Annotated in this window: 29 protein-coding genes and 1 pseudogene; 18 read left to right on the forward strand and 12 right to left on the reverse strand. The window is 59.5% G+C overall.

Annotation, left to right across the window (positions count from 1 at the left end):
- Window positions 1-51 precede the first annotated feature (51 nt).
- From NKI16_RS29620 to NKI16_RS29635, 4 genes are all read right to left on the reverse strand, one after another.
- The gene (locus NKI16_RS29620) at window positions 52-1,767 is read right to left on the reverse strand and encodes a competence protein CoiA family protein (protein WP_352924173.1); all 1,716 of its coding nucleotides are present in this window, start codon (window positions 1,765-1,767) and stop codon (window positions 52-54) included.
- A gap of 258 nt (window positions 1,768-2,025) precedes the next feature.
- On the reverse strand, window positions 2,026-3,408 hold the full coding sequence (locus tag NKI16_RS29625) for a hypothetical protein (RefSeq protein ID WP_352924175.1): 1,383 nt from the start codon (window positions 3,406-3,408) through the stop codon (window positions 2,026-2,028).
- 203 nt (window positions 3,409-3,611) lie between these two features.
- The gene (locus NKI16_RS29630) at window positions 3,612-4,766 is read right to left on the reverse strand and encodes a nucleotidyl transferase AbiEii/AbiGii toxin family protein (protein ID WP_352924177.1); all 1,155 of its coding nucleotides are present in this window, start codon (window positions 4,764-4,766) and stop codon (window positions 3,612-3,614) included.
- Window positions 4,747-5,475, reverse strand: coding sequence for a DUF6088 family protein (locus NKI16_RS29635; RefSeq protein ID WP_352924179.1), 729 nt, complete (start codon window positions 5,473-5,475; stop codon window positions 4,747-4,749). Before NKI16_RS29635 ends, NKI16_RS29630 begins: the two co-directional genes overlap by 20 nt.
- A 148-nt stretch (window positions 5,476-5,623) precedes the next feature.
- Here NKI16_RS29635 and NKI16_RS29640 point away from each other — a divergent pair, with 148 nt between their 5' ends.
- The 3 genes from NKI16_RS29640 to NKI16_RS29650 all read left to right on the forward strand — a co-directional run bounded on the left by NKI16_RS29640 (window position 5,624) and on the right by NKI16_RS29650 (window position 8,295).
- Window positions 5,624-5,887, forward strand: coding sequence for a DNA-binding protein (locus tag NKI16_RS29640; RefSeq protein ID WP_352924181.1), 264 nt, complete (start codon window positions 5,624-5,626; stop codon window positions 5,885-5,887).
- 185 nt (window positions 5,888-6,072) lie between these two features.
- A complete protein-coding gene (locus NKI16_RS29645) occupies window positions 6,073-7,281 on the forward strand; it encodes a hypothetical protein (protein ID WP_352924183.1) in 1,209 nt (402 codons plus the stop codon).
- 75 nt (window positions 7,282-7,356) lie between these two features.
- A complete protein-coding gene (locus NKI16_RS29650) occupies window positions 7,357-8,295 on the forward strand; it encodes a DUF2971 domain-containing protein (RefSeq protein ID WP_352924185.1) in 939 nt (312 codons plus the stop codon).
- Between the two features lie 16 nt (window positions 8,296-8,311).
- Here NKI16_RS29650 and NKI16_RS29655 read toward each other — a convergent pair whose 3' ends face one another.
- The 5 genes from NKI16_RS29655 to NKI16_RS29675 form a co-directional block, all read right to left on the reverse strand.
- Entirely contained in the window at window positions 8,312-9,124 is an 813-nt protein-coding gene (locus tag NKI16_RS29655) for a hypothetical protein (RefSeq protein WP_352924187.1), read from the reverse strand.
- Window positions 9,125-9,499: 375 nt separating this feature from the next.
- A complete protein-coding gene (locus tag NKI16_RS29660) occupies window positions 9,500-10,870 on the reverse strand; it encodes a ThiF family adenylyltransferase (RefSeq protein WP_352924189.1) in 1,371 nt (456 codons plus the stop codon).
- The gene (locus NKI16_RS29665) at window positions 10,867-11,337 is read right to left on the reverse strand and encodes a Mov34/MPN/PAD-1 family protein (RefSeq protein WP_107653116.1); all 471 of its coding nucleotides are present in this window, start codon (window positions 11,335-11,337) and stop codon (window positions 10,867-10,869) included. The genes NKI16_RS29660 and NKI16_RS29665 overlap by 4 nt, the downstream gene beginning before the upstream one ends.
- Window positions 11,334-11,771: a putative metal-binding protein gene (locus NKI16_RS29670; RefSeq protein WP_352924192.1), complete on the reverse strand. Its 438-nt coding sequence runs from the start codon at window positions 11,769-11,771 to the stop codon at window positions 11,334-11,336. The genes NKI16_RS29665 and NKI16_RS29670 overlap by 4 nt, the downstream gene beginning before the upstream one ends.
- Window positions 11,764-12,480 (reverse strand): hypothetical protein, encoded by a 717-nt coding sequence (locus NKI16_RS29675; protein ID WP_352924194.1) that lies wholly within the window; start codon window positions 12,478-12,480, stop codon window positions 11,764-11,766. The genes NKI16_RS29670 and NKI16_RS29675 overlap by 8 nt, the downstream gene beginning before the upstream one ends.
- Before the next feature lie 147 nt (window positions 12,481-12,627).
- Between NKI16_RS29675 and NKI16_RS29680 the strand changes: the two genes are divergently transcribed.
- Both NKI16_RS29680 and NKI16_RS29685 read left to right on the forward strand, forming a co-directional pair.
- Window positions 12,628-13,014, forward strand: coding sequence for an MbcA/ParS/Xre antitoxin family protein (locus NKI16_RS29680; protein WP_107653112.1), 387 nt, complete (start codon window positions 12,628-12,630; stop codon window positions 13,012-13,014).
- Window positions 12,995-13,729: an RES family NAD+ phosphorylase gene (locus tag NKI16_RS29685; protein ID WP_107653113.1), complete on the forward strand. Its 735-nt coding sequence runs from the start codon at window positions 12,995-12,997 to the stop codon at window positions 13,727-13,729. The genes NKI16_RS29680 and NKI16_RS29685 overlap by 20 nt, the downstream gene beginning before the upstream one ends.
- A 954-nt stretch (window positions 13,730-14,683) precedes the next feature.
- Here the strand turns inward: NKI16_RS29685 and NKI16_RS29690 are convergent.
- Both NKI16_RS29690 and NKI16_RS29695 read right to left on the reverse strand, forming a co-directional pair.
- On the reverse strand, window positions 14,684-14,947 hold the full coding sequence (locus NKI16_RS29690; protein WP_352924197.1) for a hypothetical protein: 264 nt from the start codon (window positions 14,945-14,947) through the stop codon (window positions 14,684-14,686).
- A 20-nt stretch (window positions 14,948-14,967) separates the two neighbouring features.
- Complete coding sequence (locus tag NKI16_RS29695) at window positions 14,968-15,219, reverse strand: DUF6074 family protein (protein ID WP_352457909.1); 252 nt, start codon at window positions 15,217-15,219, stop codon at window positions 14,968-14,970.
- Window positions 15,220-15,294: 75 nt separating this feature from the next.
- Between NKI16_RS29695 and NKI16_RS29700 the strand changes: the two are divergent.
- The 11 genes and pseudogenes from NKI16_RS29700 to NKI16_RS29750 all read left to right on the forward strand — a co-directional run.
- A pseudogene (locus NKI16_RS29700) lies at window positions 15,295-15,492 on the forward strand (transposase); the annotation flags it as partial.
- Window positions 15,493-16,130: 638 nt separating this feature from the next.
- Window positions 16,131-16,328 (forward strand): hypothetical protein, encoded by a 198-nt coding sequence (locus NKI16_RS29705; protein WP_352924199.1) that lies wholly within the window; start codon window positions 16,131-16,133, stop codon window positions 16,326-16,328.
- Window positions 16,329-16,644: 316 nt separating this feature from the next.
- Entirely contained in the window at window positions 16,645-16,839 is a 195-nt protein-coding gene (locus tag NKI16_RS29710) for a hypothetical protein (RefSeq protein ID WP_352924201.1), read from the forward strand.
- A gap of 156 nt (window positions 16,840-16,995) precedes the next feature.
- Window positions 16,996-17,223: a hypothetical protein gene (locus NKI16_RS29715; protein WP_352492322.1), complete on the forward strand. Its 228-nt coding sequence runs from the start codon at window positions 16,996-16,998 to the stop codon at window positions 17,221-17,223.
- Window positions 17,224-17,568: 345 nt separating this feature from the next.
- A complete protein-coding gene (locus NKI16_RS29720) occupies window positions 17,569-17,823 on the forward strand; it encodes a DUF982 domain-containing protein (RefSeq protein ID WP_352924203.1) in 255 nt (84 codons plus the stop codon).
- A gap of 226 nt (window positions 17,824-18,049) precedes the next feature.
- Entirely contained in the window at window positions 18,050-18,295 is a 246-nt protein-coding gene (locus tag NKI16_RS29725; protein WP_352637617.1) for a DUF982 domain-containing protein, read from the forward strand.
- 8 nt (window positions 18,296-18,303) lie between these two features.
- Entirely contained in the window at window positions 18,304-18,549 is a 246-nt protein-coding gene (locus tag NKI16_RS29730) for a DUF982 domain-containing protein (protein ID WP_352924205.1), read from the forward strand.
- 8 nt (window positions 18,550-18,557) lie between these two features.
- Window positions 18,558-18,797, forward strand: a complete 240-nt coding sequence (locus NKI16_RS29735) for a DUF982 domain-containing protein (RefSeq protein WP_352625651.1) — start codon at window positions 18,558-18,560, stop codon at window positions 18,795-18,797.
- 44 nt (window positions 18,798-18,841) lie between these two features.
- On the forward strand, window positions 18,842-19,213 hold the full coding sequence (locus NKI16_RS29740) for a hypothetical protein (RefSeq protein ID WP_352924207.1): 372 nt from the start codon (window positions 18,842-18,844) through the stop codon (window positions 19,211-19,213).
- A 119-nt stretch (window positions 19,214-19,332) separates the two neighbouring features.
- Window positions 19,333-21,231, forward strand: a complete 1,899-nt coding sequence (gene ligD / locus NKI16_RS29745) for a DNA ligase D (RefSeq protein ID WP_352924209.1) — start codon at window positions 19,333-19,335, stop codon at window positions 21,229-21,231.
- A 107-nt stretch (window positions 21,232-21,338) separates the two neighbouring features.
- The gene (locus tag NKI16_RS29750) at window positions 21,339-23,000 is read left to right on the forward strand and encodes a DNA polymerase/3'-5' exonuclease PolX (protein WP_352924224.1); all 1,662 of its coding nucleotides are present in this window, start codon (window positions 21,339-21,341) and stop codon (window positions 22,998-23,000) included.
- A 21-nt stretch (window positions 23,001-23,021) separates the two neighbouring features.
- Here the strand turns inward: NKI16_RS29750 and NKI16_RS29755 are convergent, their stop codons facing one another.
- Window positions 23,022-23,660 (reverse strand): hypothetical protein, encoded by a 639-nt coding sequence (locus tag NKI16_RS29755; protein ID WP_352924211.1) that lies wholly within the window; start codon window positions 23,658-23,660, stop codon window positions 23,022-23,024.
- A gap of 374 nt (window positions 23,661-24,034) precedes the next feature.
- Here NKI16_RS29755 and NKI16_RS29760 point away from each other — a divergent pair, with 374 nt between their 5' ends.
- Window positions 24,035-24,349, forward strand: coding sequence for an alpha/beta fold hydrolase (locus NKI16_RS29760; protein WP_352803836.1), 315 nt, complete (start codon window positions 24,035-24,037; stop codon window positions 24,347-24,349).
- 1,172 nt (window positions 24,350-25,521) lie between these two features.
- Complete coding sequence (locus tag NKI16_RS29765) at window positions 25,522-26,391, forward strand: MBL fold metallo-hydrolase (RefSeq protein ID WP_352924213.1); 870 nt, start codon at window positions 25,522-25,524, stop codon at window positions 26,389-26,391.
- Window positions 26,392-26,403 lie beyond the last annotated feature (12 nt).

The following is a 26,403-nucleotide window of genomic DNA, read 5'->3' on the forward strand; positions in this document are numbered from 1 at the left end:
CCTTCACATTGTCGGTGGCGCGAGCGCCAAACGGCCTCTCTAAACGGAGTTCTATCGAAGCGAGCGCTTCGGCGGAAGGAGGGCTTCGCACTGGTCCCGTGTTGCGTCATTGATCGTGAACTCGGCAGGAGACTTTCCACCAAGCTCACGGCGAGAACTCCGCATCCACAAGGTTGCATGATCGGGATTGTAGTATCGTGATCGCGCCAGAGCCTCCAGATCGCCCACCGCTTTCTCTTTGTGGCGTCGTCCTCGTTCCTCCAACTCCAATTCCCGAACTCGCTGATCGAGGGCGCGGATCGCAGCGGTGAAACCCTCGGCGGTCGCGGCGGCATCCAATGGCAACAACCCGCCCGATGCGGCGATCGGAGTGGATAGCCACGTCGGGGCGTGATCGCCGATGTCACGCGACACACGATCGCGCAATTGCTTGATCCGAGACGCGGCGGCCTCTTGCTCGGCTTCGCGCTCTCGACGGACTCGCTTCTTGGCCTCCAGGCGCTTGCTTTCGATCGCTCGCGCAAGTTCGCCTGCACAGGGCAGGCCGAGTAGGTCGATATCTGCTCGCGGTGAGAATCTGATGTTTGTCCGAACGTTTGCGATGTCATCACACAGCGATATCCACTCGGCTTCGTCGTTTTGAAGCAATTCGGCGATCGACAGGGTCCGGCCAGTCAACACGGTATCTACCCATGTTTCGAAAACGAATGAGGAAGTCTCCTCATCCGGCAGACCATCCAGTTGTTTGGTGACGATCTCCCGAATCTCTGCAAGGCGTCTCGTCGGTCGTGCGCGCAAATCCTTTGCCTGCTCGACCTTCTGCAGCATCGAGTATGTCGGCCGCCATATCTCCGACCGCGCTGGATGCAGGAAGCCTAGATGCACAAGCTGTCTGAGATAGGCTTCCACCGCACCGAGGGGTGAGGCGAATGGTATTCCCGCCTCCTTGAGTCCAATGGCGATGTCATCGGGAACAGCTCTGAATTCCCGATGGATCCATCCGCGCCTCTTCAAACCGGAGAGACCGTTTCGCGTTCTGAAAGGCGTATGACCGTGAGCAAGCAGCTCCAGGATTGTCGCGGCCTGCCACTCGGCTACTGGAACGGTGAAGCAGCCGGCGCCGTCGATGTCGAGATTGATAAGCGCACCAAGACCATCGCGACGCACCGCGCTCTCGCAAACGCCACCTCCTTCACCGCTCACCGGCCGACGATGACGATACTTCGCTGAGTATTTCCCGATTTCTTCTTGCCGGGCTTCAGCGCGCTTGCGCGCCCTTTCGGCCAGCCGCGCCCGGGCATCCGTCTCCCGTGGATTGTGGAGCCAGATCCTTGGAGCGTTGTAGAGGATTTCCTCCGCGAGCTCATCCAGTGGCCGCTCCCGGTACGCGGAAAGATCGATCTCGATCGCGCCGACATTCATCGATCGAATGCGCGCGATCTTCACCTCGTCACATGCGTGGGTGACCTTGAACTCGACGATGAACTTACGGTCCCGTAATTCCAGGACGACATCCGGAACGACGGTTTCAACCCTCGCTTCAAGAACAGCCGCTTCGAATGCTATTTTGGTCGGCTGAACCACCACTTCGCGGTCGTCGCTGTTTTCAACCACCATCTCCGGGAGCGCGATTTCGAGCCGCTCGTCGAGGATATTCTTCGCGAATTTATGAAGGGCGGTTTCTCCCGGTGATGTGCATGTGCTGCCGTCCCGCTCCGAGTGGTGCGCGAAATGATGGACCTTGACGGCGCCTTTCCTGGCGACCATCCGCCTTTCGCAGCCGGGACAGTTGCATGCACACGCGAGGCCAGAGGGTACGTCATCAACATGGACGAGTGTTCCGTCGGCCGCTTCCGCGACAAAGGCCGCCCCCTGTTCTGTGCAGTCGAAAAGCTGTCCGAGCCGAGGTTTCGTCATGCTTCCATCACCGAAATTAAGCGGCCAGAAGGTAACTCCCGACCGGTGCGGCGGGGCGTCGTATTATTCGTTGCGAGTCAGTGCTGTCCGCCTGCGACTGAATGAGTTTCATTCCGGCTGCCACATGCTATCAATCCACTGCTCTTCATGGCGTTTTGCAAAATCTCTCATCTCCCGGACATTTGCGGCAGGCTCCCGGCAGGCGCGGGCGCATGTGGACACCACATCCCGAAAAAGAGCCTGAGAGACGGCTCTGGTCCCCTCGTAGTTGATCACCAAGTCCGGAAGGCGCTCCGCGATCTTTTCTCCCCGAGGCGTCATGATAAAAGTCGGCGGCTTTCCGCACGCGTTGATCAGCACGTATCTCCAGCTCGGGTCGGCATGCCCCTGCGATGGGACGATTTCACATGGACATGCGTCTCCTCCTCCTGAAATTTCCTCGTAGATATTCTCGATTGCCTGGGGTTTCCGCGCGATCAGCACGTAGGGTCCGGCCGCGGTGCAGCAGCCTACACTTTCGTCATCCTCAATGCCCAACACGTTTTCCAATCTGATGCGCGCGGTGCGATCCAGGGCAACTTTCCCGGAGACAAACCATTGGAGATTGCGCAAGGAGATCCCCGCGGACTTGGCTATTTCCGCCGGTGGATTGGGCCAGCACGCCAAGAGATCCTTGGCTATTTCTGCTGAGCTGTCGTCGTCAAACCCAGTTGAGAAATCATCCTCGATGAGGATTTCGGACTCCTCTTTTCCTGCGAGAAGCCAGGTCCGGCCGTCAAAACTGCTTTGGTTGAAGTAACGAGGCTGGTCCGGTGGCAGTGCGGCTTCCCAGGACGACAACCATGGACCGGGCTCCCAATCCAGTCCCTCAGTCGGGATTGTTCCCGGCTGTTGCGTCGGCAACGCCGACCACTGCTGAATTTGACCTTCAAGCCGTCGGTTGCTTAGCCCGTGAGCACCACCTCTGGCATTGTAGTTGTGGTCGTCTTGCGCATCGTGGCAGAGGGTCCGCACGGCTTGGACAAGTGATGCATCATCGAGCTCGTGCTTTCTCGGCAGCCACTTGCCGGCTTCCTGCGCTGAGCGCAATGAGGCCGGAAGAGATTTCTCTTTGGCCGAAGCGATCTCGAGTCGAACGCCGATTCCTGCCATGTCCGCTGATAGCGTCGCGCTGGCCTTTGCAAGATGTCGGCTGACCCGGAGCACGTCCGGCAGGCCGCGCAAACCCTCGGCCTTTGTCCAGGCGTCGAGCAACACCTCACGCAACGCCTTGGGCTGGACAACCGGGGCGAAAGTCATCCATCGAATAGGCAGTCCAGCGACGGTGAGTCCGTAGAGTATCAGGGGACTAAGCCCATGCCGTTCTGCATGCATGCGCCCTATCGGGTCACTCACGGACACAATGCCATGCTCAGGATGATAAAAAAGGAACTTGGCTATCGATACGTAGAAGTGATGCTCTCTTTTTTGCGACGTTGGGGAAAGACTCATTGCTTCTTCCGAGAATCGATCTCATCCAAGAACCTTAAGGCCCGCTGATGCGCATCAAAAGCTTTTCTATGAGATGAGGAGACGTGCCGCCATTTTTCGGCCTCACCTGCATAGCCACCGCGGGAAGTCGAAGAAGCCGGAGATCTAGATAGGGCCTACGCCCGACGGTGGGTTGCATCCGACGAGCGGCGGATCGCGTTGCTTCATCGCGGTGTCGATCGTTCTTCGCTCTCCGGCGCGTCGCCGCCGACACTTTGCGCGTTGGCCGGCGCCGAATTGAGATGGCGCTCGAGTGCGTCGATGCTCGCCATGACGTCGGCAAAGGCCGGTGGCGTGCCGAAGATCATCGCCGACATGCGTTGGTAGTCGGCCGCGAGCCTGGCGCGCATGTCGGCAGTCGAGACCAGGCGATAGCTGCCGGGAACTGCCCGATCGTATCGGTGATCCGGCGCGCGAAACATCAGCTGCTTGTGCCGCCGGCAGGCTTCGGCGAGATCAAGCATTGACGCCGTGGCCGCTCCGTAGTCGGGGTGCGTCCAGATCTGATGGACGTCGTAATAGTGGCGCGAATATCGGTTGAGATCCGGCACCGGGCGATCAGGCTTCGCTTCCGCGCTTCGCTTCTCGGTCATTTCGGTCATTGCGTGCAGGATCAGCACCTTCTCCCAAAATGTCCGTTCCGGCCTCACCGTCATCACGCCGCGGACCGTTAGGTCCAATCCCGCAGGCATTTCCGCAGCGATGTAGGGCACAATCTCGCGGGCTTCGGCCGGCTCGGGGTCGGGACGCGCGCCGCCTTCGATGCGGACCGCCGCCTGAACGTATCCGTCGCCGGAATCGAACACGCTCTTGTAGCCGACCACGAGAATATCGAGCGCATCCCTGTTTCGATAAGCGTCGAAGCCGAATGCGAGCGAAAAATGTCCAGCTTGCCCGGCCGCTTCTTCGATGGCTGCGATCTCATTGGCCAGCAGGTCCCTGAGCGGGCTGGAGATGTATTGCCGTGCGGCCTCGTCCACCTGCTCCGCCAACGCGCGCTGCTGCTGGTTCACCGAGGGGAGGGCGGCGATGTCGGCCTCCAGGGGTACGTGCAGATCGGCCTTGTAGATTCCGATGTCGATGTCCTCGGAGAACCGACGGATGAGGCCATATGCCTTGCTGAGGCTGGTGCCGCCCTTGAAATAAAGGCCGACAGGATCGTTCGGGCGCCGGTTGAACAGGAAGTCGAGCACCCAGCAGACATAGAGGTCCTTCTCGATGTTCTCCGCCCGTGTCTCCAGATGGGCGGCGACCGTCGAAAAGAGCGCCCGGCGGTCATCGACGCTCGAGCGAAGGATCTCAATGAACGTCTGTTGCATGGTCCTCCCTCGCAGGTTCGAGGTTTGGCTCGCTTTCCGCGAGATTGCGGGCGATCGTCTCGACCAGCGGGTACATCCATGCGGCGACGGCGTGAATGTTGTCGCGCAGGTCTTGCACGATCTTTTCCCGGTTCGGATCCCGCGACATCTGCCGGACGATGCCGTTCACTGCCGCGTCGAGGCTCGATCGCTCATCACGAAACCACGTCAGCGCCTGGATCACGCGCATGGCCGGACGCCCCGCCCAAAACGCCGTCTTGGCTGATATGCGCTTGAAGTCGAGCTTGTAGATGACCGGCCGCGTAGCGTTCGGATCCCCGGCGTTCGCCTCGATCTCGATCGTCCGGGGATAGGTGTCGGCATGGATCGTCGACCGGGCCGGGACGGCCGTGGTCAAGCCGAGGTCGTTTGCCGCCGTCATGCCGTCGACCAGCACCCGCAGCTTGTCGCGCCGGGCAATCGCGTCGATGAACGATGCGCGCGGGGGGAACGCCATTTTCCCGGTCAGCTTGCTGATGCCCGGCTTGTCGTAGAGTCCGCGACAAGGTCGGCGAATGTCCTGTCGGCGGGTCAGTCTCTGCAGCGCTTTCTCGACAGCGTATGGTGTTCCGATGTCGAGAAAGTCGGCGCGCGACCACACGCCGGCGGGCGCGGCCTTGGCAATCCGCTCGTGGATGCGGTCGAGGGTGTCGGACGTAGGATCTGGCATCGAACCACCATTGTGTCCGAAGATTATATATAAAAATTGGTCAGTAGCAATTCACAAGCTATTACTGACCAAAATTTATATTCAAACTTTGGTCAGTATCCGGTGATGACATGCCAATCGGTGGGTAAAGCTGCCTGGGCAGCTGGGCGTGAAAGGCAAAATCCAGCGCGAGGGCGAGGTGGTGCACCTGGTTGCCCGTCAGCTGTCCGATCTTTCCGCCGATCTCGCCAGCGTCGGTGATCGCGAGAGCGCCTTCCCGTTGCCGCATGGTCGCGGCGACCAGATTCGCGACGGCAGCTCTTCGGGACCCGACCCGCGCGAGCTGCCGCCGCGGGGCCTCAAGCCGCGCAACATCCACGACCCCTATGGCCATATCAATCAGATCAAGGTGAAGGCGCGGAATTTCCGGTGAACTGCGTCCACGACAGCGTAAAACCGATAGCGACATTGCTCGGCAAAATATAAATTGCTCTGGGCTCGAGAAAATACTTTGGGTGGGATGTGGCCTGGACGTCGAAGAATAAGCGAATTGAGGTCGAATCCGTAACGCCGCACGACCACGACCCGGATCCTGGAATCAGGGGGCGTGCACCTGGCGTGTCCGAAATTCAATTCACGCCACAGGAGCTGTTCGGGGCGATGGCAAGGTGCTCGCATTTGCACCCGATCGACGCCGCTGCGGTCACTTTCGAAAGCGAGGGTTGTCGCCATCTGATTGCGAAGCATGTGGATGAACGGCCGAACGATTTCTCGATCCTGCCATCAGCCAAGCGGCTGAAAGATTTTTCTCGGACCCACATGGTCGGGGTGGCCGGTGCAGGAATCGCTTATCTCCAGATGATCCGCGATGGCTATGTCTGGTGCGATCATTTCGAAAACCTTCATATGAGGCGCAAGCCGCGTACGAAGCGAACCCCGGACTTTGTGTTCAGCAGGCCGGGCGAGATTGACGTCGCTGTAACGGAGTCCAAAGCCACTCACGGCAGCTCCCGCAAACAGTTCAAGCGCACCGTGGAGTCTGGCTATCTAAAACAGGTGGAGCCCTATCTCGGTTTCGAAATTGGCGGAGCCATCGCTTCGCATGGGTTCTCCATTGGATCCTGGATGACGTCACCCACGCGCGCCGAACTGCTCATCGACCACACCACAGTTCCGGCGCCAGCCGGTTCAGACGGCCCGCCAGGCAACCCCAAACTGGTCAGGCGCGGCAACTATCTGACGGTCCTGTCTCTGATGTTCGGGCCTGCAATCGCTGCCGCTGCCCGGGCCGGTACATGGGTTCCCTCTGAAACAGAATTCCTTGCCGTCCATTGGCTCGACAGGGACTGGCTCATCGGGTTGTCGGAATTGCCGCGGCCAGCCCTTTGGGTCGCAGCATCACAGAACGAGACCAGCGCTGGAATCGACTGGGATCACGTGCGTCTCTCGAACGACTTCGCGCTCGAGCTCGGTGTCGCCCGAGCCTTATTCAGCTCCCTCGCATCCGCGGACGACGAATTCGACCCGTTGGCCGAATTGGGCAGGATGGATGATGCGCTGATTGCTCGAGCCAGAGAAGCCGGGGGAGCTTTGTATCCGGACGGCTTTGCCGTGCTCGGCAAAGACAAGGCTGACGCGCCGGTCACCGTATTGAATTGGAATCCACAGCAGGGCCACTTCAAACAGCAGGAGGAGGTCAAGGTTGCCGATGAACTGTCGGTACCGGTCCTCCAGCGTGCGTCCGAGATTCAGACCTGGACGTTTGAACACGAGCGCGAAAAACCGAAGACGGAACAACTGCGTTTGACAGTCGGACGATCGGATTAGCGGCGGGAAGCGCGGCCGACGATCCAAAGCGGTCATCATCCGGCGGGCCAACACGAGCCGATGGGGGGAAGGTTCTTGGAAGAGAATAGAAAGATACCGGCCAGGCTCTACAAATACCGGGCATTCAGCAATCTGACCCTCGATATGCTCGTTGCCGACAATCTCTTTTACGCCGATCCGAGCACTTTCAACGACCCACTCGATACCCGACCGTCTCTGAAGACCGACGTCGAAGCGGCGACTCTGGAGAGCATGCTCAGCACATTCGTCGAACGGCGCGTCAGGGCCGAGATGACTGCGGCCGCCAACGCCATAAGGTATCGTGGCCCCAAGACCATCGATCACATCGCACGCCACAGTCGGCGACAGGCTGAGCAGCTCCTCGCCGACATCGCCTATAACGCGACAAATCCGGCTTATGAGGTCGATGATCCACTGCAATTTCTCCTGGGCCAATACGTCGAGGAGGAGCTCCTTCGGCAGTATGACAAGGGTATCGTTTCGCTCGCCGAGCGCGTGACCTGTCCATTGATGTGGAGCCATTATGCCAACCAGCATAAAGGCGTCTGCGCTAGTTATTCCGTTCCGGTTGACGCCGCGGCCGGTCTCTTCAAGATCGAATATGGCGGCAGCAGACTGGTCAACGCCAGCGACGTCGCGGCGATGCTCGATGGCGACGAAATGGCTCGGCGGCGTGTCGATGGCGCTGTCATGCTCAGAAAGGCGCTCGACTGGCGCTACGAGCGTGAATGGCGCCTCATCGGTCAACGCGGACTACAGGATTCCCCGCTCGAGCTCGAGGATGTCATCTTTGGAATGCGATGCGAATCCTTGGTGAAATACGCCATCGTCAAGGCGCTAGAGGATAGGGGCAGGCCGGTCAGGTTTTACGAAATGCGTGAATTGCACGGAACATTCCGCCTGAAGAAATACACGGTCGACACCGATGAGCTTGCTTCGTCGCTGCCAAGACGCTGTCGCTCATTCCATGAGGCGTTCGAGGAGCTGGAATAGTCTGCGGTTTGCGACATCAGCTCAGTTTCGGCTTGGCGTGACGCGCCGCGCCGGCCCGGACCTTCAGCGTCTGTGGGTCGATGCGTTGAAAGAGGGCGTCGAACCATTCTATGCGCCCAGAGTCGGCCATCGCATTTATTGGAAGACCGTGCAGATAAAGCCTGTCATCGTAAACCGCGCCGGCGGTTACGGCAGAACCCTGCGGATAGATTGACGCCAGTTGTGGTGCGCCGCCGGACAGGGGATCGGCGCCGCTCGAAATGGCCGCACAGAAGGCACTATAGATCGATCTGCTGGTGCCGCCGATATTCGATTGTTCCCATCGTCGCGCTTCCTTCTTCAATGATGTCGAGCCCGACCCGTGGACCGCGACCAAGTGTGGTTGGTCGCCGATTTCGGTTTCCTCGTCCTTCCAGCGTGACGTTCGATGGTCGAACGACGTTTGCCAAAGTCTCGGCCGGGCTCCGGCTTTTTCTCCATCTCGAGAAGCATGCATGATCGTGAAGGTTCGATCAGGAGCGTTGTGCCGACGTTGAAACGAGGATCTCAACGCATCCATAGTGATATCGTGCCGGTCCTGTGCGGTGCTGTGCTCATCAAACAACAAGCCGGCATCCGAGGCGCTCATGAGCTGACTGAGAACGAGCGCCGGGAAAAGGACATCGCCACTATAGGCCCAGATGTCTGGCGTCGACCTGGTAGCAAAGATCTTCCGTCCTGCGTCCCATCGATGGATAGACGAACCCCAGGAAATCCTGCTGTCGCTTGCCACGTGGAGGGCAGCAAAACGCTCCTGATCATGAGAAGTCCAGGCGATCAATGTCGTCATCAGGCTACGCTATTTTCAGGAGCAATTGCTCGCGCTATGAATGTCGTATGGAGTAAGCCTCCAACGAAGCAACTCCCAGGCGTTCCACCATAACCACCGAGGGGCGCGACGGTCGAGGACCTACCCTGGCGGAGCTTCGAAGCCCCGTCAGGGTGGCTGGGTTCTAAGACATCGAATCGGCATGACCCAAGACCATCCTCGACCGGCCGGCAGGTCGAAGCCGGCGCCAGACGCGCGAGGGGGGCGCTCAAGGTCGACATCGTCGTGATCGGAGCCGGTCAGGCAGGGCTCCAGGGGAAATTCTCTTTTGCCACCAATCTCGCTCATTGGTACCTGGGCTGTGCAACGCGCAGGTAGCCACAATGGCAAAACGACCTAGCGCGCTTCAGCCCGTTCACCCCAAAGCTTCCGAATAACCGGCTCGTACTCCGGCCTCGAACAGAATTGGCAGTCGGGGTGCCGCGGGCGCAGCGTTCGTCCCCGTGCGATTGGCAAGTTCCATGGATCGATCGACCAATAGTTTGTAGTGGCTAAGCCTGCAAACGACCTGAGCATCTCAACTGCCATCAGTACGCCGGCCCAGGCGGAGACGAAAGCAAACGGTGCCAGCACCTGCCGGCCTTCGGGTGTCGCCAGCGCCTGCTCGGCACAGATCTGGCGAAACAAGCTGTCGAACGCGATGCCGATTAGCTCCGTCGCGGTGAATGAGGGATGCGTTCTCACTATCCGATGCGCGATCTCCTCGGTAATCAGACCGACACGTACATCCGCGATGTCGACCCCAAGACCCTCCGCGATTGACCGTTCGCGCGCAAGCTCCTCTGGGACATGCCGGTAGATGCAGGCCAGGCATGCATAATCTGTCGGCAGGACGTTCGAGTGGACCACCACACCACGCACATCGGTGGTAGAGGCGTCGATGATGCGGTGAGGCACCTCGAGTTGGATTGACCGACGCACGAGCCGACTGTCGACAGTTACGAAGGCGGTTTGCGGGGAACGACCACGATCGCGGACAAGGGCCTTGAAGTCGGTCACGTGCGGGCGAAGTGCCAAGTTGGGGAAGTCGGACTGGGCACGCTCAGCCAGCGCCACGGCCTTGTCCCTCCCTACGTCCTCGTCCCGAAGGTACATGCAGCGGTTCAAAATGCCGCCCTGAACGACTTTGGGATCGACTATCGCCAACTCGCCACGGACATTCAGGTGCCGCGCGGCGCGAAGGAAACCGTGCGCTACGGCACCAGCACCGGCCATCACAGCGTCGCTCAGTTCGATCGCCCGAAACAACGCCCCCTGGGGGATCCCGAGTTGCGCGTAGTCGAGGCGCATGGGCAGCCGAACTGCGGGTAGCGCGGTATCATCGATAACGACATACACCGCAGCCGCAGCAGCGGCGCAGGCAGCCGCCGCGGCATGGAGACCATGTGGCTTATCGAAATGCCGCCCCGTGTGCGCAAGGGAGATGGATGCATCGATTGCGCCAAGGTCCGCGTACATGCGCCTGGCCTTCGTGCGAGGGGCGCTAGAGCCTATGACAAACTCCAAATCCGGCGCCGTGTCATCGAGATCGAACTTGGCCTCGACCGTGCGCCCAAGAAGCTGACCTACCTCGAAAGCCCAAGCCGACTTCCACCCAGGTTCGGCGGTTACGAGTACAGTACGCTTCAGGCGCTCGCTGGCTTCGGCCTCGTTGACTCCTATCTGGGCGGCCAGCATCAGTGCGTTCTGCTGAGCGGCGGTGCTCATGTCGTTACAGTCAGACGAGCATCGAGGCCCGAGTTCGAGCAGTGGTCCCAATTTCCGGCCGGCGAGTACTCGTACGTCATGACCTCTGTCAGGAAGTTCTCCGGGGTGGTCGTCGCGGCAAAGTGGGGGAGCACGAGCGAAAGCGCACCCACGTGCCGGATGATCGCCCACTCGGCGTCGACTTCGGAATGGTAGGCGCGACCTGGATGGGTGTGAATCTGCGCTACGATCCGTCGCCGAGTAGACCTGAGATGATCCATGAGGGCCTGCATAGAGGCCGGCGGCAGTTTGAAGTAGTCGATCTCGGTAATCTGCTCGGGTTCATATACCTCAACGATCGAAGCCGGCGTGCGCACGGCAGCGGTCGATAGCCACAGTACAACTCGCTCATGGCGGCGTTCTCCGCCGCGCCTGAGAATGGCGATGGTCGTACGCAACATTTCGCGCGTGCATATTACGGCGCTCATCCGACGCTCCTCTTCCATGCCCGCCAGAGCTGGAGCACGATGCCGCCGAGGTCCATTCCGGACACACCGCGGTAGTTGTCCCAGAGGTCGGTCGTGTGACTGGAGTGCACGTGATACTCGCGCGCACCCCGCATGCAGACAAACGGCCGCCCGGTATTGGGATGTGGGCCTCCGTTGAACACGCCACCACCATTCGGCGGTGCCGTATCCAAGTGCCTTCCCGTGCTGTCGAGAAGCTCGATTGCGGGGGGAAGCTCGTCCCATTCGGTGCAGTTCAGGCGGAGCCTCAGCGGCGCGGCCGTGGTGTGGTCAAAAAGAACGTCCAGGATTGGGAAGCTCGACTCAAGAATCGACCAGCGGTACATTTGGGCGGATCGTGGATCGATGCGCCCTATGTCGCGGTCGAACGCCGCACGGGAAAGCGCTTCAAGCACCGCCGCCTCCCTCGCGCGCACCCCATTCAAGCGCGACCTGTCCGACCAAACCAGCCTCCGCGAGGGTCTGCGTCGGGCTTACGTCGCGACCGGCGACTGTGACGATCCAACCCTCAGTGCCCGTGAGATGAAGTTTGCGCGCCGCGTCGGCGAGCACCTGGGTGATCGGGGTTGAGGCCGGGTAGCGCTTGGCTCCCTCGGCGGGGAAGGTGCCCGCGGTGGTGACTACCGTCACGAGCACTTTGTCGGGATGCACGTCTTCGCGCGAGACGATATCCTCGACCCCATTTTCACCGAACGACAGCAACCCGCCGGGGCGAAGCACCGTGTCCGGCTCTTCCTCGCGCTCGAGAACCCAATGGTGCCCGTTGCGAGGGGGCCAGATCGACAGGAATTCGTCAACCTCCATATCGTCGGTGCCCCATACCTGACCAACTTCGTCGACCGTGAAGCCAAAGTTGCGGTCCGATAGGAAGGCGCGCAGGATGCCGCCCTTTTCCTTCTTAAGGTCGATGTCGTCGTCGGTGCCGATCAGATGGGTTCGGCGATCGCGGACCAAGATGAGTTGGTGCTCGCTCGCGGGCACGTTGCCCGAACGCGTCAGTGCTTCGCGACCGGTAATGACGTTGTCCGAGAACTCCACGTCGATCCCATTGACCGGGTAGCTAACGCCGCGAGTGCGGCCCTCCATTTCCACTACTTCATTCATCGCTGTTCTCCATATTGCCCGGCTCTTGCAGCCAGACTCTTGACGTAAGACCTGTTTGGACTATTCTTTGATTCGAGTCCCGATGTGGACCGGTCTATATCGGGACCGGTATGCCAGTCAAGTCCATTTTTAGATAGGAGGAGTTTGATGCATGTTGAAGCACCCGACGCCAGGCAGGGCGCCGGGCAACCAACGATTCCGGTCGAGTTAGAGGCGTTCTTCGCCGTCGCAGAGAAGTGGCACCTTTCGACCGATGAACAGATCGTTTTACTCGGGTCGCCGGGGAGATCGACGTTCTTCAAGTGGAAGAAGGAGGGCGGAACGCCGCCCACCGACACCCGGGAGCGGGTCTCCCACATGCTCGGGATTTGGAAATCTTTGCGCATACTTTTCACGCAGGACGAGCGTGGTGAAGCTTGGGTGCGTGCAAAGAACCGGTACTTTGACGGCGCTAGCGCGCTCGACGTCATGCTGGAGGGCATGTCGGGCATCATTCGCGTAAGGAGATACCTCGATGCCCAGCGCGGCGCTTGAGAACGCTCCCTTGGTGAAGTGGTCCAGAGACGCCTTCCGGCTCATCCCGTCCCGCTTTCCTCCAGTCAACGTCTATGAGGGGTTGATCAACAGTGGTCGGCAGGATGAGATTATTGCTCTTGAAAACCTTACCAACCCCAGACTCCGCTCCCTCGGCCGCCTGCAGCAGACGACACAGGGGGACGCCAGTGCGGACCCGAGGCTCCAGAATTGGAACCTCGCGCCGTTCGCATACGGTAACCCCGATGGCACTACGTTCTTTGGGGAGGGCCGGCCGTGCCTTGAGGTCGCATTTGAGCGGCAAACGGCCTTGGCGGTATCCGTTGCAAAGCGGGAGTCTTTCCTGAAGGCGACTGAGGAGACCTCAATCGGGCTCGACATGCGGATGCTGTGCACCCCGGTTAACGGCACCTTCTGGGATCTTCGCGATATTGAAGGGTTGCCTGCGGGGCTGGACGAGAAGCGGCGCCGCGAGATCGGGGCCAAGATGCCGGAAGGCGCCCAGGGTATTCTCTTCCGTCCCGTCGAACGGCCGGCCGGCATTTGCCTCGCCATAGTGACGGGAGACGTCTTGGAGCGATCTCAGCAGACGGTGCACTTTCGCTACGTGTGGGACGGAAAGCGCATCTCGATTCTTTATGCCTTCGATAAGGAGGGAGTTCGTATTGAGGCGTCGGCGCTGGCAGGCGAAGACGACGTTCTCGCCGCGGCCTAAGCAATCGTCACAGAGCGCCTGCCGACCAGCCTTTGAGCCGTACGAAATCGTGGAAGCTGCAACCAGGAGCCAGGCACACGACACTCGGCAACACCCTTCCATCCGCATCAATCGAGTGTCTGCGCAGTGACACTCCATGACCGTTCGAACAGGTGAGCTCTGCTTTGAAGGTGGCGCGCGTCCGCGCGTTACATGCCTTCCACATAAGAGGGGGCGCCTGCCCAGCATTCTTCCAACACTCTAATCCTATGACCGGCCGCCACCCGCGCCAAGGTTCCATTGGTTCGGACTTCGACAGTCCGAGCATCCTGAGAAGAACATTGATCGCGCCTTTGAACGATATCACTGGCGTCTTCCTTCCCGATGCTCTGCCAAACGCTCCATATTAGTGAACCGTGGCAGAGTTTCCGCTAAGACCTATTCGGCCTCCAGAATGCCGGTACGCCTCTGGCTTAGCCCACGTCAACTGCCTCAAGACCGCAGAGGCGGTCCAATGTGCTGGAGGGTTTGCCCGGCTCAGCTCGTCCAACTGCCAGCAGCGGAAGTCTTTGCCGCGTTTAGAGACTGGGTGTCGCACGCCCTATCTCCTGGTCGGAGTCGCTCGGTTGAAACAGTGAATGGATCTACTCATGCACGATCAGGTGGATGCCCAAGTGTGAAAAAATCAAGAGTGTGCGTCTCGAGGTCCTTAATCTCGATTGAGGGCTCCTGACACGGGATTCCTGCGCAATGAAATCCGACCGCAACGCTGCCACACAATGAATTGATTGACGCTTTGCGACGAGACTATGATTCCATGATCGCCATGATTTTCGGATCCTTCCCGAATTTCGATTTGGTGATTCGAATCGTCCAACGGCCGGAAACCCTGTTGAACGCGAAGGAAGGCTGACATCTTGCTCTCGCTTGTTCGCCATTTGTGCTTCGAAAGTCGCATAAATGGCAGTGTGGAACTCAACGGCGGCTCATTGGTTTTTGCGGGTTCAGCTCGTGGAAAAGCTCCGTCGGCCTTCCGTGAATGCGGGTTTCCGCATCGCCTACCTCGATTTGGTCGATGACCGCCGGACAGGCGAGGCGGAGCCGTATCTCGCCCGAGAGCACATTCGCGCGCATGATTTCGACGAACGCGCCTATCTTTTCATCCGCAGTGAGAAACCTGCCTTTGACGGATGCAGTGGTGCTACGCTTGTGGAGCCCCGGGGCGTCTCTATGCGGCAATCCTTCATCGTGAGCCGATGCTATTGTGCAAGTTTCGCAGCACTGCGGGTGGCGATATCGCCCAAGACAGCATGAAGAAGCGTTCCAACTTCCTGTTCGGCGACCCCGGGTGCAATTCCTGATTCGGACAGTTGAACGAGAATTGCCTTGGCGGTGTTGCGCCAGAAGGCGTTCGCGTCCTTCCCGTTCTTGGATTCCAGGACCCGGGCGATCCCTTCGACCAACTTCCGCCGCCGATGCAGCGGAAACGCGCTTATGTTTGAATCACACATCAATCACCTCACCCCTTCAGTCGCGCGAATAAGCATTGGCGGGTGAGAAAATTTGGTTAACAGCGCTTTTGGACAATGGTCAGCAATGGAATAAAGCGTCTACCCAACAAGCCAAGAGGTGTGCCACGTGTTGATGATCGGCGCGTGCTGAACGGCATCTTCTGGGTGCTGCGCTCCGGTGCTCCATGGCGCGACCTGCCTCAGCGCTATGGCCCGCGCACCACCTGTTGCAACCGCTTCGTCCGATGGCGAAAAGCAGGTGTGTGGCTGCGCAGTAACGAGTCTACGGCCTAAGGTTTGCGGAGCCTCACGCCGGCGCGGCTGCCGTTCTCCGGGATGAACTCGACGCCGGCGGCCTAGAGGGCGATGCGCAAGGCAGCAACGGTTCGCTCTTGAGTGGAGCCCTGTCGGGCCGCGACATCTACTTAATGTCTATTTTAGACAGTCGCCGCGACCATAACTTTTGATAACAGGTCAGGGTCGCGGGATGCCGAGCCGCTTGAAATACCGAGTTACGTCCGGATGCTCGCGATCGTCCCGCCTCAACCGCGCAAGCGCGTCATCATCGCCGGCGAGCGCCATAGCCAAACCGGGAGCGCTTATTCTCCACGGAGCACCGGGCATTGTCTGGTTGTGAAGACGGATCACCAGCCGCCTGAGTGTGTCGTCGCTTGCGCTGTAGTCGTGCCTGAACAGATCAATGACCCTCTGGACCGTGATCGCCTCTGCCCGTGGCAGGTAGAGCGGCCGAAGCCGTTCGCCTGTTTCTGGCGCTGTTTTGACAGGGAGTGCATTGGTCATTCGGCCCATAGCGCTATTCTGCGGCCCGCCGTTTCGCCCGACATCACGGAACGATATCGCCCCCCATGTATTAGAAACCCATGGACACTATGGAACCCCACGGCCACGGGATGGCGGTCGATATTTTGACATCGGAAGTTGCCAATGCCAGGCAGCGCATCCACCGGACCGAGCTCGCGCGTCAACGCACTGAAGAAATGCTGGCCGAAAATCTCGCGCTGTGCAGCAGGATACGAACTGCGGTCGAGGCCGCAGACCGCTTGATGGAGATCGATCCCCCCAGCTTTGAACGACGTCGCGTGGGTTGAACTGGGCCGGCGTTTCGTTCGTCGCGGCCTTGCGGCACCCTGCCGCAAGCGCCTGCCCTGTTGGCATCACAGCGTGAGCAAACATTGGACAGAAGCATTTCAACGGTCGCTATGTGCAACACCGACGCTAGATCGACACGATCTTCTGTTCAAACAGCGGGGATTAATGCTCGGCGGATCGAAGGGGGCACGGGGGGTCTTCGCGCGAGCCGGTTATGCGATCTCCCGCTCAGAAATTATACTAAATATTCCGACGTCCTGATGGAACCCTTTCGTTCGGGCGAGTTGCGGCTCATTGGGAAGGGACTCCCCGAACATGGCAACCAGCAACAAAGCAGACCATCAGTCTGTCTCCGGAGCGTTTCGGAAACTGATCCGTTCCGAAGGCTATCGTCATCACGTACAAACGTTCTTAAATCTGGAGGTCGAACCAGAACTGCCGCTAACCCTACAGTCATTACTTGCGGCTATTGATCGGGCCAAACAGGGGCCGACGGAAGAAGTCCCTTAGCGGGCTGGCTGAGCGTCAGGTCAAAGAGTATAGAGGCTCGCTTCGTGGCTTGTCCCCCTGATTCCCACTCAGAAGTTATCAAACATTCTTCTTGATTTTTCTCGACAGAGGGTCATGAATGTTCCCTTGGGTTCTCGCTGAGGTGGGAGGCCTTGTATGAACGTTTGGACGAACTGCCGACCCGACAAAGTGACTGCCGAACACCTTGTTCACGAGCTGATCCTACAAGTCCGTCGCGGCCAAATCATCTCCGTCAAAGAGACTATCGCAGCGGTGCGCCGAGACGGGCCACATCTGGCGGAAACTGACTGCGAGCTGGTGGAGCTTATTGTCAATGTTGCCCCAGCCTTTGGGCTGTTCGTCGGGTTCGATCTTCGCGAATAACCGCCTCCTCAACAGGGCGGACCGTGGCGACACGGTCTCGATCAAAGCGGCACTACGCGAAGCTCGGGAGACTGCGCCTTATTTGGTGGCCTCCAACGAAGAACTAACCGAGGCGATCGTCGAGGCAGCAACTGCCATGGGCCTCTGCGACTGTGGCGAGTAGCTGTCAGCCAACTTCAGCCGCTGTGGCATCGCAACGGAAGCGCGCCGTCCTGCGCCATTTCAATAGTCAGAGGTAATCCGTAATTACCTTCGCAACCTGCTCACTCTGCCTGTAGAACGGGAACTGGGCTGAGCAAAAGTATTTGCTGGAGGAACTTGATCGGGCCGACAAAGAGTGACCGCATGGCTCTCCACTGGTTCAACCCTCCGGTCCCGGTCAAGACCGAGCGTCCCGGGATCATCCGCAACGTCAACAACGCCGAGAAAGCCGGCGAGGAGCTGATGAAGTGGACCAAGCGTGGCCCTTGCTGGGACCTCGCGGTGCGCGTTTGCATGGCCGTGATTTTCGACGAGATGGAACCTGAGGAGGCCCGCAAGGCATTCCTGGCTGCTGCAAAAGAGGAGGGGACATTACTCCCCCCAATGACGACTAGCTAAATTGGATGCGGTATAAGGTTCTAGGTGTCTCTTACCAACACCGCCTTCGCGAAAGGAGCCCGCCGCCAAGCATGGAGATGAGAGGCGACGGACCCCCCCACAGCGGCTGCACATCCACGAAGTAATCCCGCTGCCGCCTCTAAACCCGCGAGGGCCTACATCGTTCCCTTAGCTGCAGCTAAAGCGGGGTTGGTCGGCGGGCTCTTCCCGCTCTAAGTTCCCTCTTATGGGTCCCCTCTGGTTCGCTCCCCCGGTCTACGTGAAGACGAAACGTCCGGGCATTCGCAATGGGGTCAGCCACGTCGAGGGAGCCGCCGAGGAACTCCTGGCATGGGACACAAAGGGCCCGAGGTGGACGAAGGCGGTCCAATCCTGCGTCGACGCGTTCCAGGGCAGCGCCTCCCCCCAAGAGGTCCGTGAAGCCTTTGAGGCGGCTGCCAAGGAGGCCAACGTGTATCTCTCCCCTGAGTAGGAGGTATCATGGCGCCCATCTGGTTCGTCCCTCCGGTGTTCGTGAAGACTGAAACCGGTGTCAGGCATGGCTGCAACAATGCGAAGGAAGCCCTTGAGCAGCTCAAGACGTGGACCCGGCGAGGGCCTCGCTGGCATAAGGCGGTGACCCTCTGCCTGTCAGCCTTGGAGGGCGATTCGATTGACCCCCACATAATACGAAAGGCCTTTGAGGCTGCCGCTAAGGAGGCCAACGTGTATCTCTCCCCTGAGTAGGAGTTGTCGTGGCAACCCATTGGTTCTCCCCTCCGGTGTACGTCAAGACCGACCGACCTGGGGTCACCTACGGGTGCAACAACGTCGAGGGTGCCGCCGAGGAACTCATGAAGTGGACCAAGATGGGACCTAAGTGGAGGAAGGCTGTGCAACTGTGCGCCGACGCCTTTCAGGACCGTGTGACTCCGGAAGAGGTCCGTCAGGCTTTCGAGGCTGCTGCCAAGGAGGAGGGGGTGCTCCGTGAGTAGCAGGCCGGTGCCCATGGCTGCGTTGGGAAGGACCCGCTGTCTGAATGCTGACCAAGTCCGCGCTGCTCGAAATAGACCCGGATACGAGAGCATTCACTCTGGTCGGCGCATTTATGGGCCATTTTGCACTTCTTGAAACTGGCATCGGAGCTGCTCTGGGCGAGGTACTTGGCGTCAATGGGGCACGTCGAGTAATCATCCATCGAAACATGGGTTTCGACGAGAAGATCAAAACCCTACGCACAGGGGACCGGAACCGGAATGTCAGGCTTCTAAAGCCGATGGCAGAAACCGGATACGCTGTGGCGGCATTTGAGGGCCCGTTCCTGCTCTTGATTATTGCCTGTGAGCTGTGCGCGAAAATCGGGAATGGAAGGGCCGGAGGCAGGAAGCACGGTCTCAGGCCGAGGCGCTAATCAAGCGGGTCGGCAATAATCGCGAAAAGCTCAATACGGCCTGCAGCGAAACTAAAGAAGGAGTCGCGCGTTGGACGCGAACAACGCTTATTTCGCCTCTCAGTATGGTTTAGGTCAGAGTGGTCAAGCCAACGTCGCGGAAGGCAATCAATGGGTCGAACGCTTGTCAAGCGAAGTCGCCCGCTCGTGACGAGGTCACTTTGGCGCCGCCCGCTTTCCGGCCGGTCCAACTCGCAACGCTCGTGGACACGGTCCCTGCTGGCGATCGTTGGATCCATGAGATGAAATACGACGGCTATCGTATTCTCGTTGCCGTCGGCGGTGGCGAGGCGCGAGCCTACACACGATCTGGTCTGGACTGGTCTAGGCGTTTTCCCTCGATCCTCTCCGAGGCTCGCAAGCTCAAGGTGCGCTCAGCCCTGATTGACGGCGAGGCCGTGGTTGTCGATGTGGAAGGAAGATCTAACTTCCAGGCGCTTCAGAATGCATTGAAGGGTGCCCCGGTGACTATCGACTTTTATGCGTTCGATCTGCTGCAGCTCGACGGCGAAGATCTGACAAGGCTTCCTCTTGTTGAGCGCAAGGCGAAGCTGGAGGCGATCTTGCCTGCGAAAAATCCGGTCCTTCGTTACTCCGACCATATCCTCGGCCGCGGAGAAGAGCTGCTCGATCGCTTCTGCGCAGCCGGCCTTGAGGGCGTCATCTCAAAGCTCGCGGATTCGAGTTATGTGGCGGCCCGCGGCGCAAGCTGGCTGAAGATCAAATGCATCAGGCGGCAAGAATTTGTGATTGTCGGCTGGACGCCGTCCGACAAGGTCCGCGCGTTTCGGTCCTTGATCCTTGGCGTTCATGACGGCGGCAAGCTGCGTTACGCCGGGAAAGTCGGCACCGGCTTCGATACCGCTGAACTTCTTCGTCTCTTGAAGATCATGGCGCCGCTCGAGCAGAAGGCCGCCACCGTCGACGCACCACGCGCCGAAGTGCGCGGCGCACACTGGCTCCGTCCGAAACTGGTCGCTGAGATTGCCTTCACCGAAATGACAAATGAAGGGACATTACGACATCCGAGCTATCTTGGTCTCCGCGAAGACAAGAAGCCGGAGGCGGTCGTGCTCGAGACGGAACGTCATGCAGCCGATCTCGCCGCGTCTGCGACAACCACCATGGCGATAAGTAACCGTGACCGCGTCATCTATCCGGAGTCTAACATCACCAAGGGACAGCTCGCCGACCATTACGCAGCGGTCGCGGCGATCATGCTTCCTTGGGTTGGCAGCCGGCCGATCAGTCTGGTTCGATGCCCACAGGGCCGCGCGAAGAAGTGCTTCTTCCAAAAACACGACGCCGGCAGCTTTGGCGACAAAGTCCACCACGTCGGCATCACAGAGAAAGACGGGCACGAGGAACCATATCTCTATGTCGACGATGCCGACGGACTGATGACTTGCGTCCAGATGGGAACGATCGAGCTGCACGGATGGGGGGCTCGGATCGAGGATGTCGAAAAGGCCGACCGCCTCGTGTTCGACCTCGACCCCGATGAAGGCCTCGATTTTGAGGCCGTCCGCGCCGCTGCCTTTCAGTTCCGCGCTATCCTTAAATCGCTGGGACTTACGACTTTCCCGATGCTGACGGGAGGCAAAGGAGTGCACGTCATCGCGCCGCTCACCCCTGGCGCCGAGTGGCCACAGGTTAAGGACTTCGCGTCTCGCCTGGCGCAGGCGGTCGCCCGGAGCGATCCGGCCCATTTCACGGCCGTGTTGTCAAAGGCGCGCCGCAAGGGTCGCATCTTTGTGGACTATCTACGCAATCAGCGCGGGGCGACCGCGATCATGCCTTACAGCGCGAGATCACGTCCGGGCGCTCCTGTCGCGGCACCGATCACGTGGGCGGAGATGAAGACAATAGACGCGCCCTCTCATTTCCACGTGGGCGATGCTCCTGAATTAAAGAAACGCGCAGCCTCCAAAACTCTGGCTGGATGGGGTCGCGCTGACCAATCCTTGCCCAATCTGTAGCGTCCGACGCGGGAAGAGGCAGTAAAGCCGGGATTCAAAGGGCAACGCGGCGCTCACGGCCTTGCCTCATTGGAACCTGCGGAGATCGGTCTCGTTTGGCTGAAGCCATGGCAAAAATCGATCCTAGGACCGTCGCCAGTCTTTTGAGGGAATACGCGCAACGGGCGTCTATGCGCGGCGACAATCCCTATCGCACAAAGGCATACTTGCGCGCGGCAGACAGTCTGATGGCGCTGTCGCAGCCGCTTGATCGGATCATCGCCGCCGGCGCCCTCACCAAGATCCCGGGGATCGGTGACGCGATCGCAGACATCGTGACCAAGCTTTACCAAACCGGCACGCACCCAAGCCTTGAGAAGCTGCGCGAGGATGTTCCAGCGGGCGTGATGGAGCTGTTTGCCATACCCGGGCTTCGTCCCGATAAGATACTGAAGCTTCATCAGGCGCTCGGCGTGAACTCGCTGGCGGAGCTCGAGGCCGCAGCGAGAGAAGACCGCATCCGCCCAGTCAAAGGCCTCGGCGCCGCGCTTCAGACAAAGCTGCTGCAGAATCTAGCCATCGTGCGAAGCGGCGAAACGCAACTTCACCTGCACAAGGCCGCCGCTCTTCTCCACCATGCGGTCATATCGGTAAAGGAAGAGCATCCAGAGTTTTCGCGCGTGGAAATTGCAGGTGACTTCCGACGCGGTTGCGAGCTCGTTTCCGACTTCGCCCTGGTAGCGCAGGCCAGAAAGTCGACTGGAATCGAGGATATGACCCTCAGGCTTGTTGTCACGGACAGGAAGCACTTTGGCGCAAGCCTGCTCGAAGCAACCGGTTCGGCAGACCACCTTGAGCAACTGAAGACGTTCGCGGCCGACAAGGGATTCACCCTAAACGCCGACGGGCTTCATCGCGGGAGAAAGCTGATCGCGTCAGCGACAGAAGAAGAAATCTACCAAGCTCTAGACTTGCAGTTTATCGAGCCTGAATTGCGCGAAGGCAGGGATGAGATTGAGCGAGCGGCAAAGCAGAAGCTACCCGCCCTCATTCGGGATGAAGATCTGCATGGCATCCTGCATTCTCACACGACCGCATCCGATGGCACCGAAACGCTTGAGGCAATGGCTGAAGCCACGCGTAGGCGCGGTTTCGAATACTATGGTGTCGCCGATCATTCGCAGTCCGCTCACTACGCAGGCGGCCTTTCGTTGCAGGAGATTGCTGAACAGCACCGCGAAGCTGACCGGCTGAACAAGGCATACAATGGAAAATTTCGCATACTGAAGGGCATCGAGGCGGACATCCTGGCGGATGGCTCGCTCGATTACCCGAATGATATCTTGGAGACGTTCGATTTCGTCGTCGCGAGCGTGCACAGCCGCTTCAAGTTGCCCAAGAAGGAACAGACGGAGCGTATCATTGAGGCGATCGGAAATCCTCGGACGACAATCATCGGGCACATGACCGGTCGCCAGCTGTTGCGCCGGCCCGGTTATGATCTCGACGTCGACAAAGTCCTCAAAGCGTGTGCGAAACACGGCGTCGCTGTCGAAATCAACGCACATCCTTGGCGACTCGACCTCGACTGGCGCTGGCATCAAAAGGCACTCGATCAGGGCTGCATCTTCAGCATCAATCCGGACGCTCATTCGATCCGCGAGCTCGACCACATGCATTGGGGTGTCGAGATGGCGCGCAAGGGCGGTGTCCCTGCGAAGCGGGTCCTGAACGCGATGTGTTTGACGGCCCTCCTTGCGCATCTCGCACGGCGCAGGCAAACGTCCTAACCTGCTTGTGCGCCCGGCCTATCAGCGCAGGAGTCCGTCATTCTCAAAATCTTCCCAGCCGCGCAAACTGAAGTGCGAGTTCTCATCGGGGCCATGGTCAGCTGAAGCTGCAGTTCCGCGACCGCTTCTTTGAGCACGTTTCATAGCGGCCTTCCCCGCGGCTCGCCGCCTATTCTCTGCAGCTGTCGCTGCGTCCTGTTCGCGCCAGACCCTAACCAGGTCGCAGTCAAGCACATCCTCCACGTGCTGCGGGTCGAACACGTGAAAGGTGATGTTCCTTGCCCGCCCGCGGAGTTTCACCGTTTTCGTCCCGGCGCTCTGCAAGCGACCATCTTTCAACCAGCGGTGCCGTTCGGCCGTCGAGATCGTCAGAATGTCCTCGATTTCACGGGGGATTACGGGCAGGTCTTCGATATTCTGCAGTGCTTTGGATATGATCCCGAATACCACCTGCCCATCATTCTCGGCGCCCTCAGACAGGCGCAGGGTAAGCACGCGGGACTCGATATTGAGCAATTTCCTGAACTCCGTTGGAAGGCGGGCGCGTATTTCGAGAAAAATACCCCTCGCTCTGACCGACGATCCAAACGTTGCAGCCGGGGTTAAAGGCCACTCTCCAATCAGCTTCGCTGTTGCATTGATTTTTCGGCGCGTGGACATGCCCCTTTATATAGGTCCCCGATAGTCGGCAGCGATGAGCCGATCGCAAAGCCAACATGAGTTCTAATCCGCCAGCGGTCTGAACCACGATGCCCAAAGGCGCAACCACGATTGTGAGCGGGGCCGTTTGCAACTTCGGCTAACAGGAAACGGCAGAGTTGATCTCGAAGTGCGATATCAGGCGCGTCGCCGCCTGGCGGCTTTTTGGGGGCCGTTTGCTGTCCGTCCGGTTATTGCCGAGGGACCAGTTAAAGCCGCCGTTCGGCTCACGACCTCTTCGCGGAATACAAGGCAAGTTCAGATCCCGCGGAAGCCGACATTGAACTGCCTCTCCGTTTACACGTTTGGCAAATGTTGCGAATGGAGGGAGTTGCATGTTTGAAGGTTTCTCGCTGGAGCAGATCAAACTTCCGGAAGCGACGCTCAGAGTGCGGGTTGGTGGAAGGGGCCACCGCTTCCTGATGCTGCACGGTCATCCTCGCACCCATGCCACTTGGGATCGCGTGGCGCCGATTTTGGCTGAGGAATACACCGTAATTTGCCCTGGTCTTCGGTGCTCGCCCTTGCGGTGTGTCGCAACACAATCAGCGCGTCCGGTTTGCCGTGAACAGATCTTGCTGATGCACCAGTTCGTCCGCGACGGGCTGACGGAGGCGGCGTGTGCCATTCGGGTGGATGGCCGAAAATAACCCCACCTCTGCATGACGCGAATTGTCCCAGCCCGGGTAGGCCGTTATCGGGTACAGGCAAATACCCTCGAATCGATGCTCCGACACCCATAGCGGCACGCACCTCGTCGCGGCATACATAGTGGAGCCAAGCCGGCCCGCCGGATCCCTCTGAGCCGGTCTCGGCAATGAACATCGGCTTACCGTACCGATGAGCAACCTCGAGCAACATTTCCGACAAAGCGCGGTACTCATGGTGTCCCATCGATATCGTCGGCCCGTTTATTTACCATTGATTGTGCGCCTAGAAATTCAGGCCCACGACATCGACAACATCTTCGCTCCCGCCCAACTCAGGTTCGACGCGGCCCAGCAACATGTCGTAAGCTTCGAACTGCCCCTGACGGGCGTTTTCGGCCCGACCCCGTTCGCTGCGGGTCCGGTCACGAGGAGCGATTTGGATAAGGGGCTCGGCCCAGACAAATCTGCAGGCGGGGTCGATCTCCCGCATTGCACGAACACCCGCGATGGCAGCCTTCACGAGATGCCGCTTGAACCATCCACGTTTGTTCGGCCCCACGCGGGAAATAGCCGACCTCAACAGCCCATGCGAAAAAGGAGATCTAGTTGATGGGACACAACAGAGGCGGTGTTCCGGCGATCGAACGCTGTACGCTCACGGCTTCTGCCGCGAACGAGGCATAGGCATCGATGAAATGCAGCGATCGCTGATCGACATGGTCTGGAGATCCGTAATGGAAGATGTCCCAGATAACCTGGACACCTGCCGATCGGGCCGCCTCGACCATTGGCGCCCAACTTGACCAGTCATAGGCGAAGCTTGCGGAACCGGAGCCTCCACCTGGTGTTCGTCCATACGCCCCACTTCGCTCATTCGAAGTCTTCTTTCAGCAGTCGGCTTCGAACTCGGCCGCCTTGTTAGGACCGGGAACCGCGTTGGCGAAATACCGCATCCAATGGGGCGCGCGCCATCTTCGTTGCTCAGTCCAGCTCGTCCTGGCGCGACCGGGTAATGCCGAACCGATTTGGTCGAGCCTTTGTTCCTGTGGTGGACTGTCCGGAGCTGGGTGGCGAAGGAGGAACAAGGAGGGCCGTGCCAAGTTCGGGGCGATATACCACCGCCGCCGATCGACTCGAGCGGCTGCTCAGCAACAAGAGAGGCACGGGATCACATGACCGTTCAGATTCGACTTTCCGAGATCGACCACGCCAGGCGCGAGGATCGTGGCGACGGCGCTTGGAGCATCGCACCGGACTTGGGCTATTTGCGCCTAGCAATCGTCAATGTCGTGTTCTTCGGCGCACCGGGCAGCGGAGATCGGAACTGGATGCTGATCGATACCGGGTTGCCGACGTCCCGCGGCAGCATTCTTGCGGTCGCGGAAAAGCGGTTTGGCACGAACGCACGGCCGGCCGCGATCATCCTGACCCACGGCCATTTCGACCATGTGGGAACGGTTCTAGACCTCGCGAATAGGTGGGACGTGCCTGTCTTCGCGCATCCACTCGAGCGCCCCTATCTGGACGGAACCGCGTCCTATCTGCCACCGGATCCGTGGGTCGGGGGTGGACTGATGGCGCTGCTTTCGCCGCTTTTTCCACGGGGGCCAATTGATCTTGGCAACCGTTTGGAACTCCTACCTGCCGACGGATCGATCCCCGGAATGCCCGGATGGCGATGGCTACACACACCCGGGCACGCTCCTGGGCATATCTCGCTCTGGCGCGAGGAGGACCGCTCGCTGATCGTAGGGGACGCTTTCATCACCACCGGTCAGGAGTCAGTCTATGAGGTCGCCGTTCAGGATCTTGAGATGCACGGTCCGCCGCGCTACTTCACGCCGGACTGGGATGCGGCGGAAAGATCCGTGAAGCACCTGGCTGCCCTGAACCCGCGGATGGTCATCAGTGGACACGGTGCGGCTGCTGCGGGAGTGGGCATGCGTCAAGCTCTTGACAGCCTGGCTGAGCGGTTCAGGGTGTTCGCCGTCCCGCCGAAATTGAAATTCGTGCGCGAGCCGGCGGCAGTCCAAGGTAGCTGAGGCTAACCGAGC

Source organism: Mesorhizobium sp. M0698, from assembly GCF_040320455.1.
Taxonomy (GTDB): Bacteria; Pseudomonadota; Alphaproteobacteria; order Rhizobiales; family Rhizobiaceae; genus Mesorhizobium.

What these genes read in the sequence shown, in the direction of transcription:
- NKI16_RS29620 (WP_352924173.1), bottom strand. Translation starts at nt 1,767, where the DNA reads ATGGTCGCCAGGAAAGGCGCCGTCAAGGTCCATCATTTCGCGCACCAC.
- NKI16_RS29625 (WP_352924175.1), bottom strand. Translation starts at nt 3,408, where the DNA reads ATGAGTCTTTCCCCAACGTCGCAAAAAAGAGAGCATCACTTCTACGTA.
- NKI16_RS29630 (WP_352924177.1), bottom strand. Translation starts at nt 4,766, where the DNA reads ATGCAACAGACGTTCATTGAGATCCTTCGCTCGAGCGTCGATGACCGC.
- NKI16_RS29635 (WP_352924179.1), bottom strand. Translation starts at nt 5,475, where the DNA reads ATGCCAGATCCTACGTCCGACACCCTCGACCGCATCCACGAGCGGATT.
- NKI16_RS29655 (WP_352924187.1), bottom strand. Translation starts at nt 9,124, where the DNA reads ATGACGACATTGATCGCCTGGACTTCTCATGATCAGGAGCGTTTTGCT.
- NKI16_RS29660 (WP_352924189.1), bottom strand. Translation starts at nt 10,870, where the DNA reads ATGAGCACCGCCGCTCAGCAGAACGCACTGATGCTGGCCGCCCAGATA.
- NKI16_RS29665 (WP_107653116.1), bottom strand. Translation starts at nt 11,337, where the DNA reads ATGAGCGCCGTAATATGCACGCGCGAAATGTTGCGTACGACCATCGCC.
- NKI16_RS29675 (WP_352924194.1), bottom strand. Translation starts at nt 12,480, where the DNA reads ATGAATGAAGTAGTGGAAATGGAGGGCCGCACTCGCGGCGTTAGCTAC.
- NKI16_RS29680 (WP_107653112.1), top strand. Translation starts at nt 12,628, where the DNA reads ATGCATGTTGAAGCACCCGACGCCAGGCAGGGCGCCGGGCAACCAACG.
- NKI16_RS29685 (WP_107653113.1), top strand. Translation starts at nt 12,995, where the DNA reads ATGCCCAGCGCGGCGCTTGAGAACGCTCCCTTGGTGAAGTGGTCCAGA.
- NKI16_RS29695 (WP_352457909.1), bottom strand. Translation starts at nt 15,219, where the DNA reads ATGTGTGATTCAAACATAAGCGCGTTTCCGCTGCATCGGCGGCGGAAG.
- NKI16_RS29705 (WP_352924199.1), top strand. Translation starts at nt 16,131, where the DNA reads ATGGCGGTCGATATTTTGACATCGGAAGTTGCCAATGCCAGGCAGCGC.
- NKI16_RS29710 (WP_352924201.1), top strand. Translation starts at nt 16,645, where the DNA reads ATGGCAACCAGCAACAAAGCAGACCATCAGTCTGTCTCCGGAGCGTTT.
- NKI16_RS29715 (WP_352492322.1), top strand. Translation starts at nt 16,996, where the DNA reads ATGAACGTTTGGACGAACTGCCGACCCGACAAAGTGACTGCCGAACAC.
- NKI16_RS29720 (WP_352924203.1), top strand. Translation starts at nt 17,569, where the DNA reads ATGGCTCTCCACTGGTTCAACCCTCCGGTCCCGGTCAAGACCGAGCGT.
- NKI16_RS29725 (WP_352637617.1), top strand. Translation starts at nt 18,050, where the DNA reads ATGGGTCCCCTCTGGTTCGCTCCCCCGGTCTACGTGAAGACGAAACGT.
- NKI16_RS29730 (WP_352924205.1), top strand. Translation starts at nt 18,304, where the DNA reads ATGGCGCCCATCTGGTTCGTCCCTCCGGTGTTCGTGAAGACTGAAACC.
- NKI16_RS29740 (WP_352924207.1), top strand. Translation starts at nt 18,842, where the DNA reads ATGCTGACCAAGTCCGCGCTGCTCGAAATAGACCCGGATACGAGAGCA.
- NKI16_RS29750 (WP_352924224.1), top strand. Translation starts at nt 21,339, where the DNA reads ATGGCAAAAATCGATCCTAGGACCGTCGCCAGTCTTTTGAGGGAATAC.
- NKI16_RS29755 (WP_352924211.1), bottom strand. Translation starts at nt 23,660, where the DNA reads ATGTCCACGCGCCGAAAAATCAATGCAACAGCGAAGCTGATTGGAGAG.
- NKI16_RS29760 (WP_352803836.1), top strand. Translation starts at nt 24,035, where the DNA reads ATGTTTGAAGGTTTCTCGCTGGAGCAGATCAAACTTCCGGAAGCGACG.
- NKI16_RS29765 (WP_352924213.1), top strand. Translation starts at nt 25,522, where the DNA reads ATGACCGTTCAGATTCGACTTTCCGAGATCGACCACGCCAGGCGCGAG.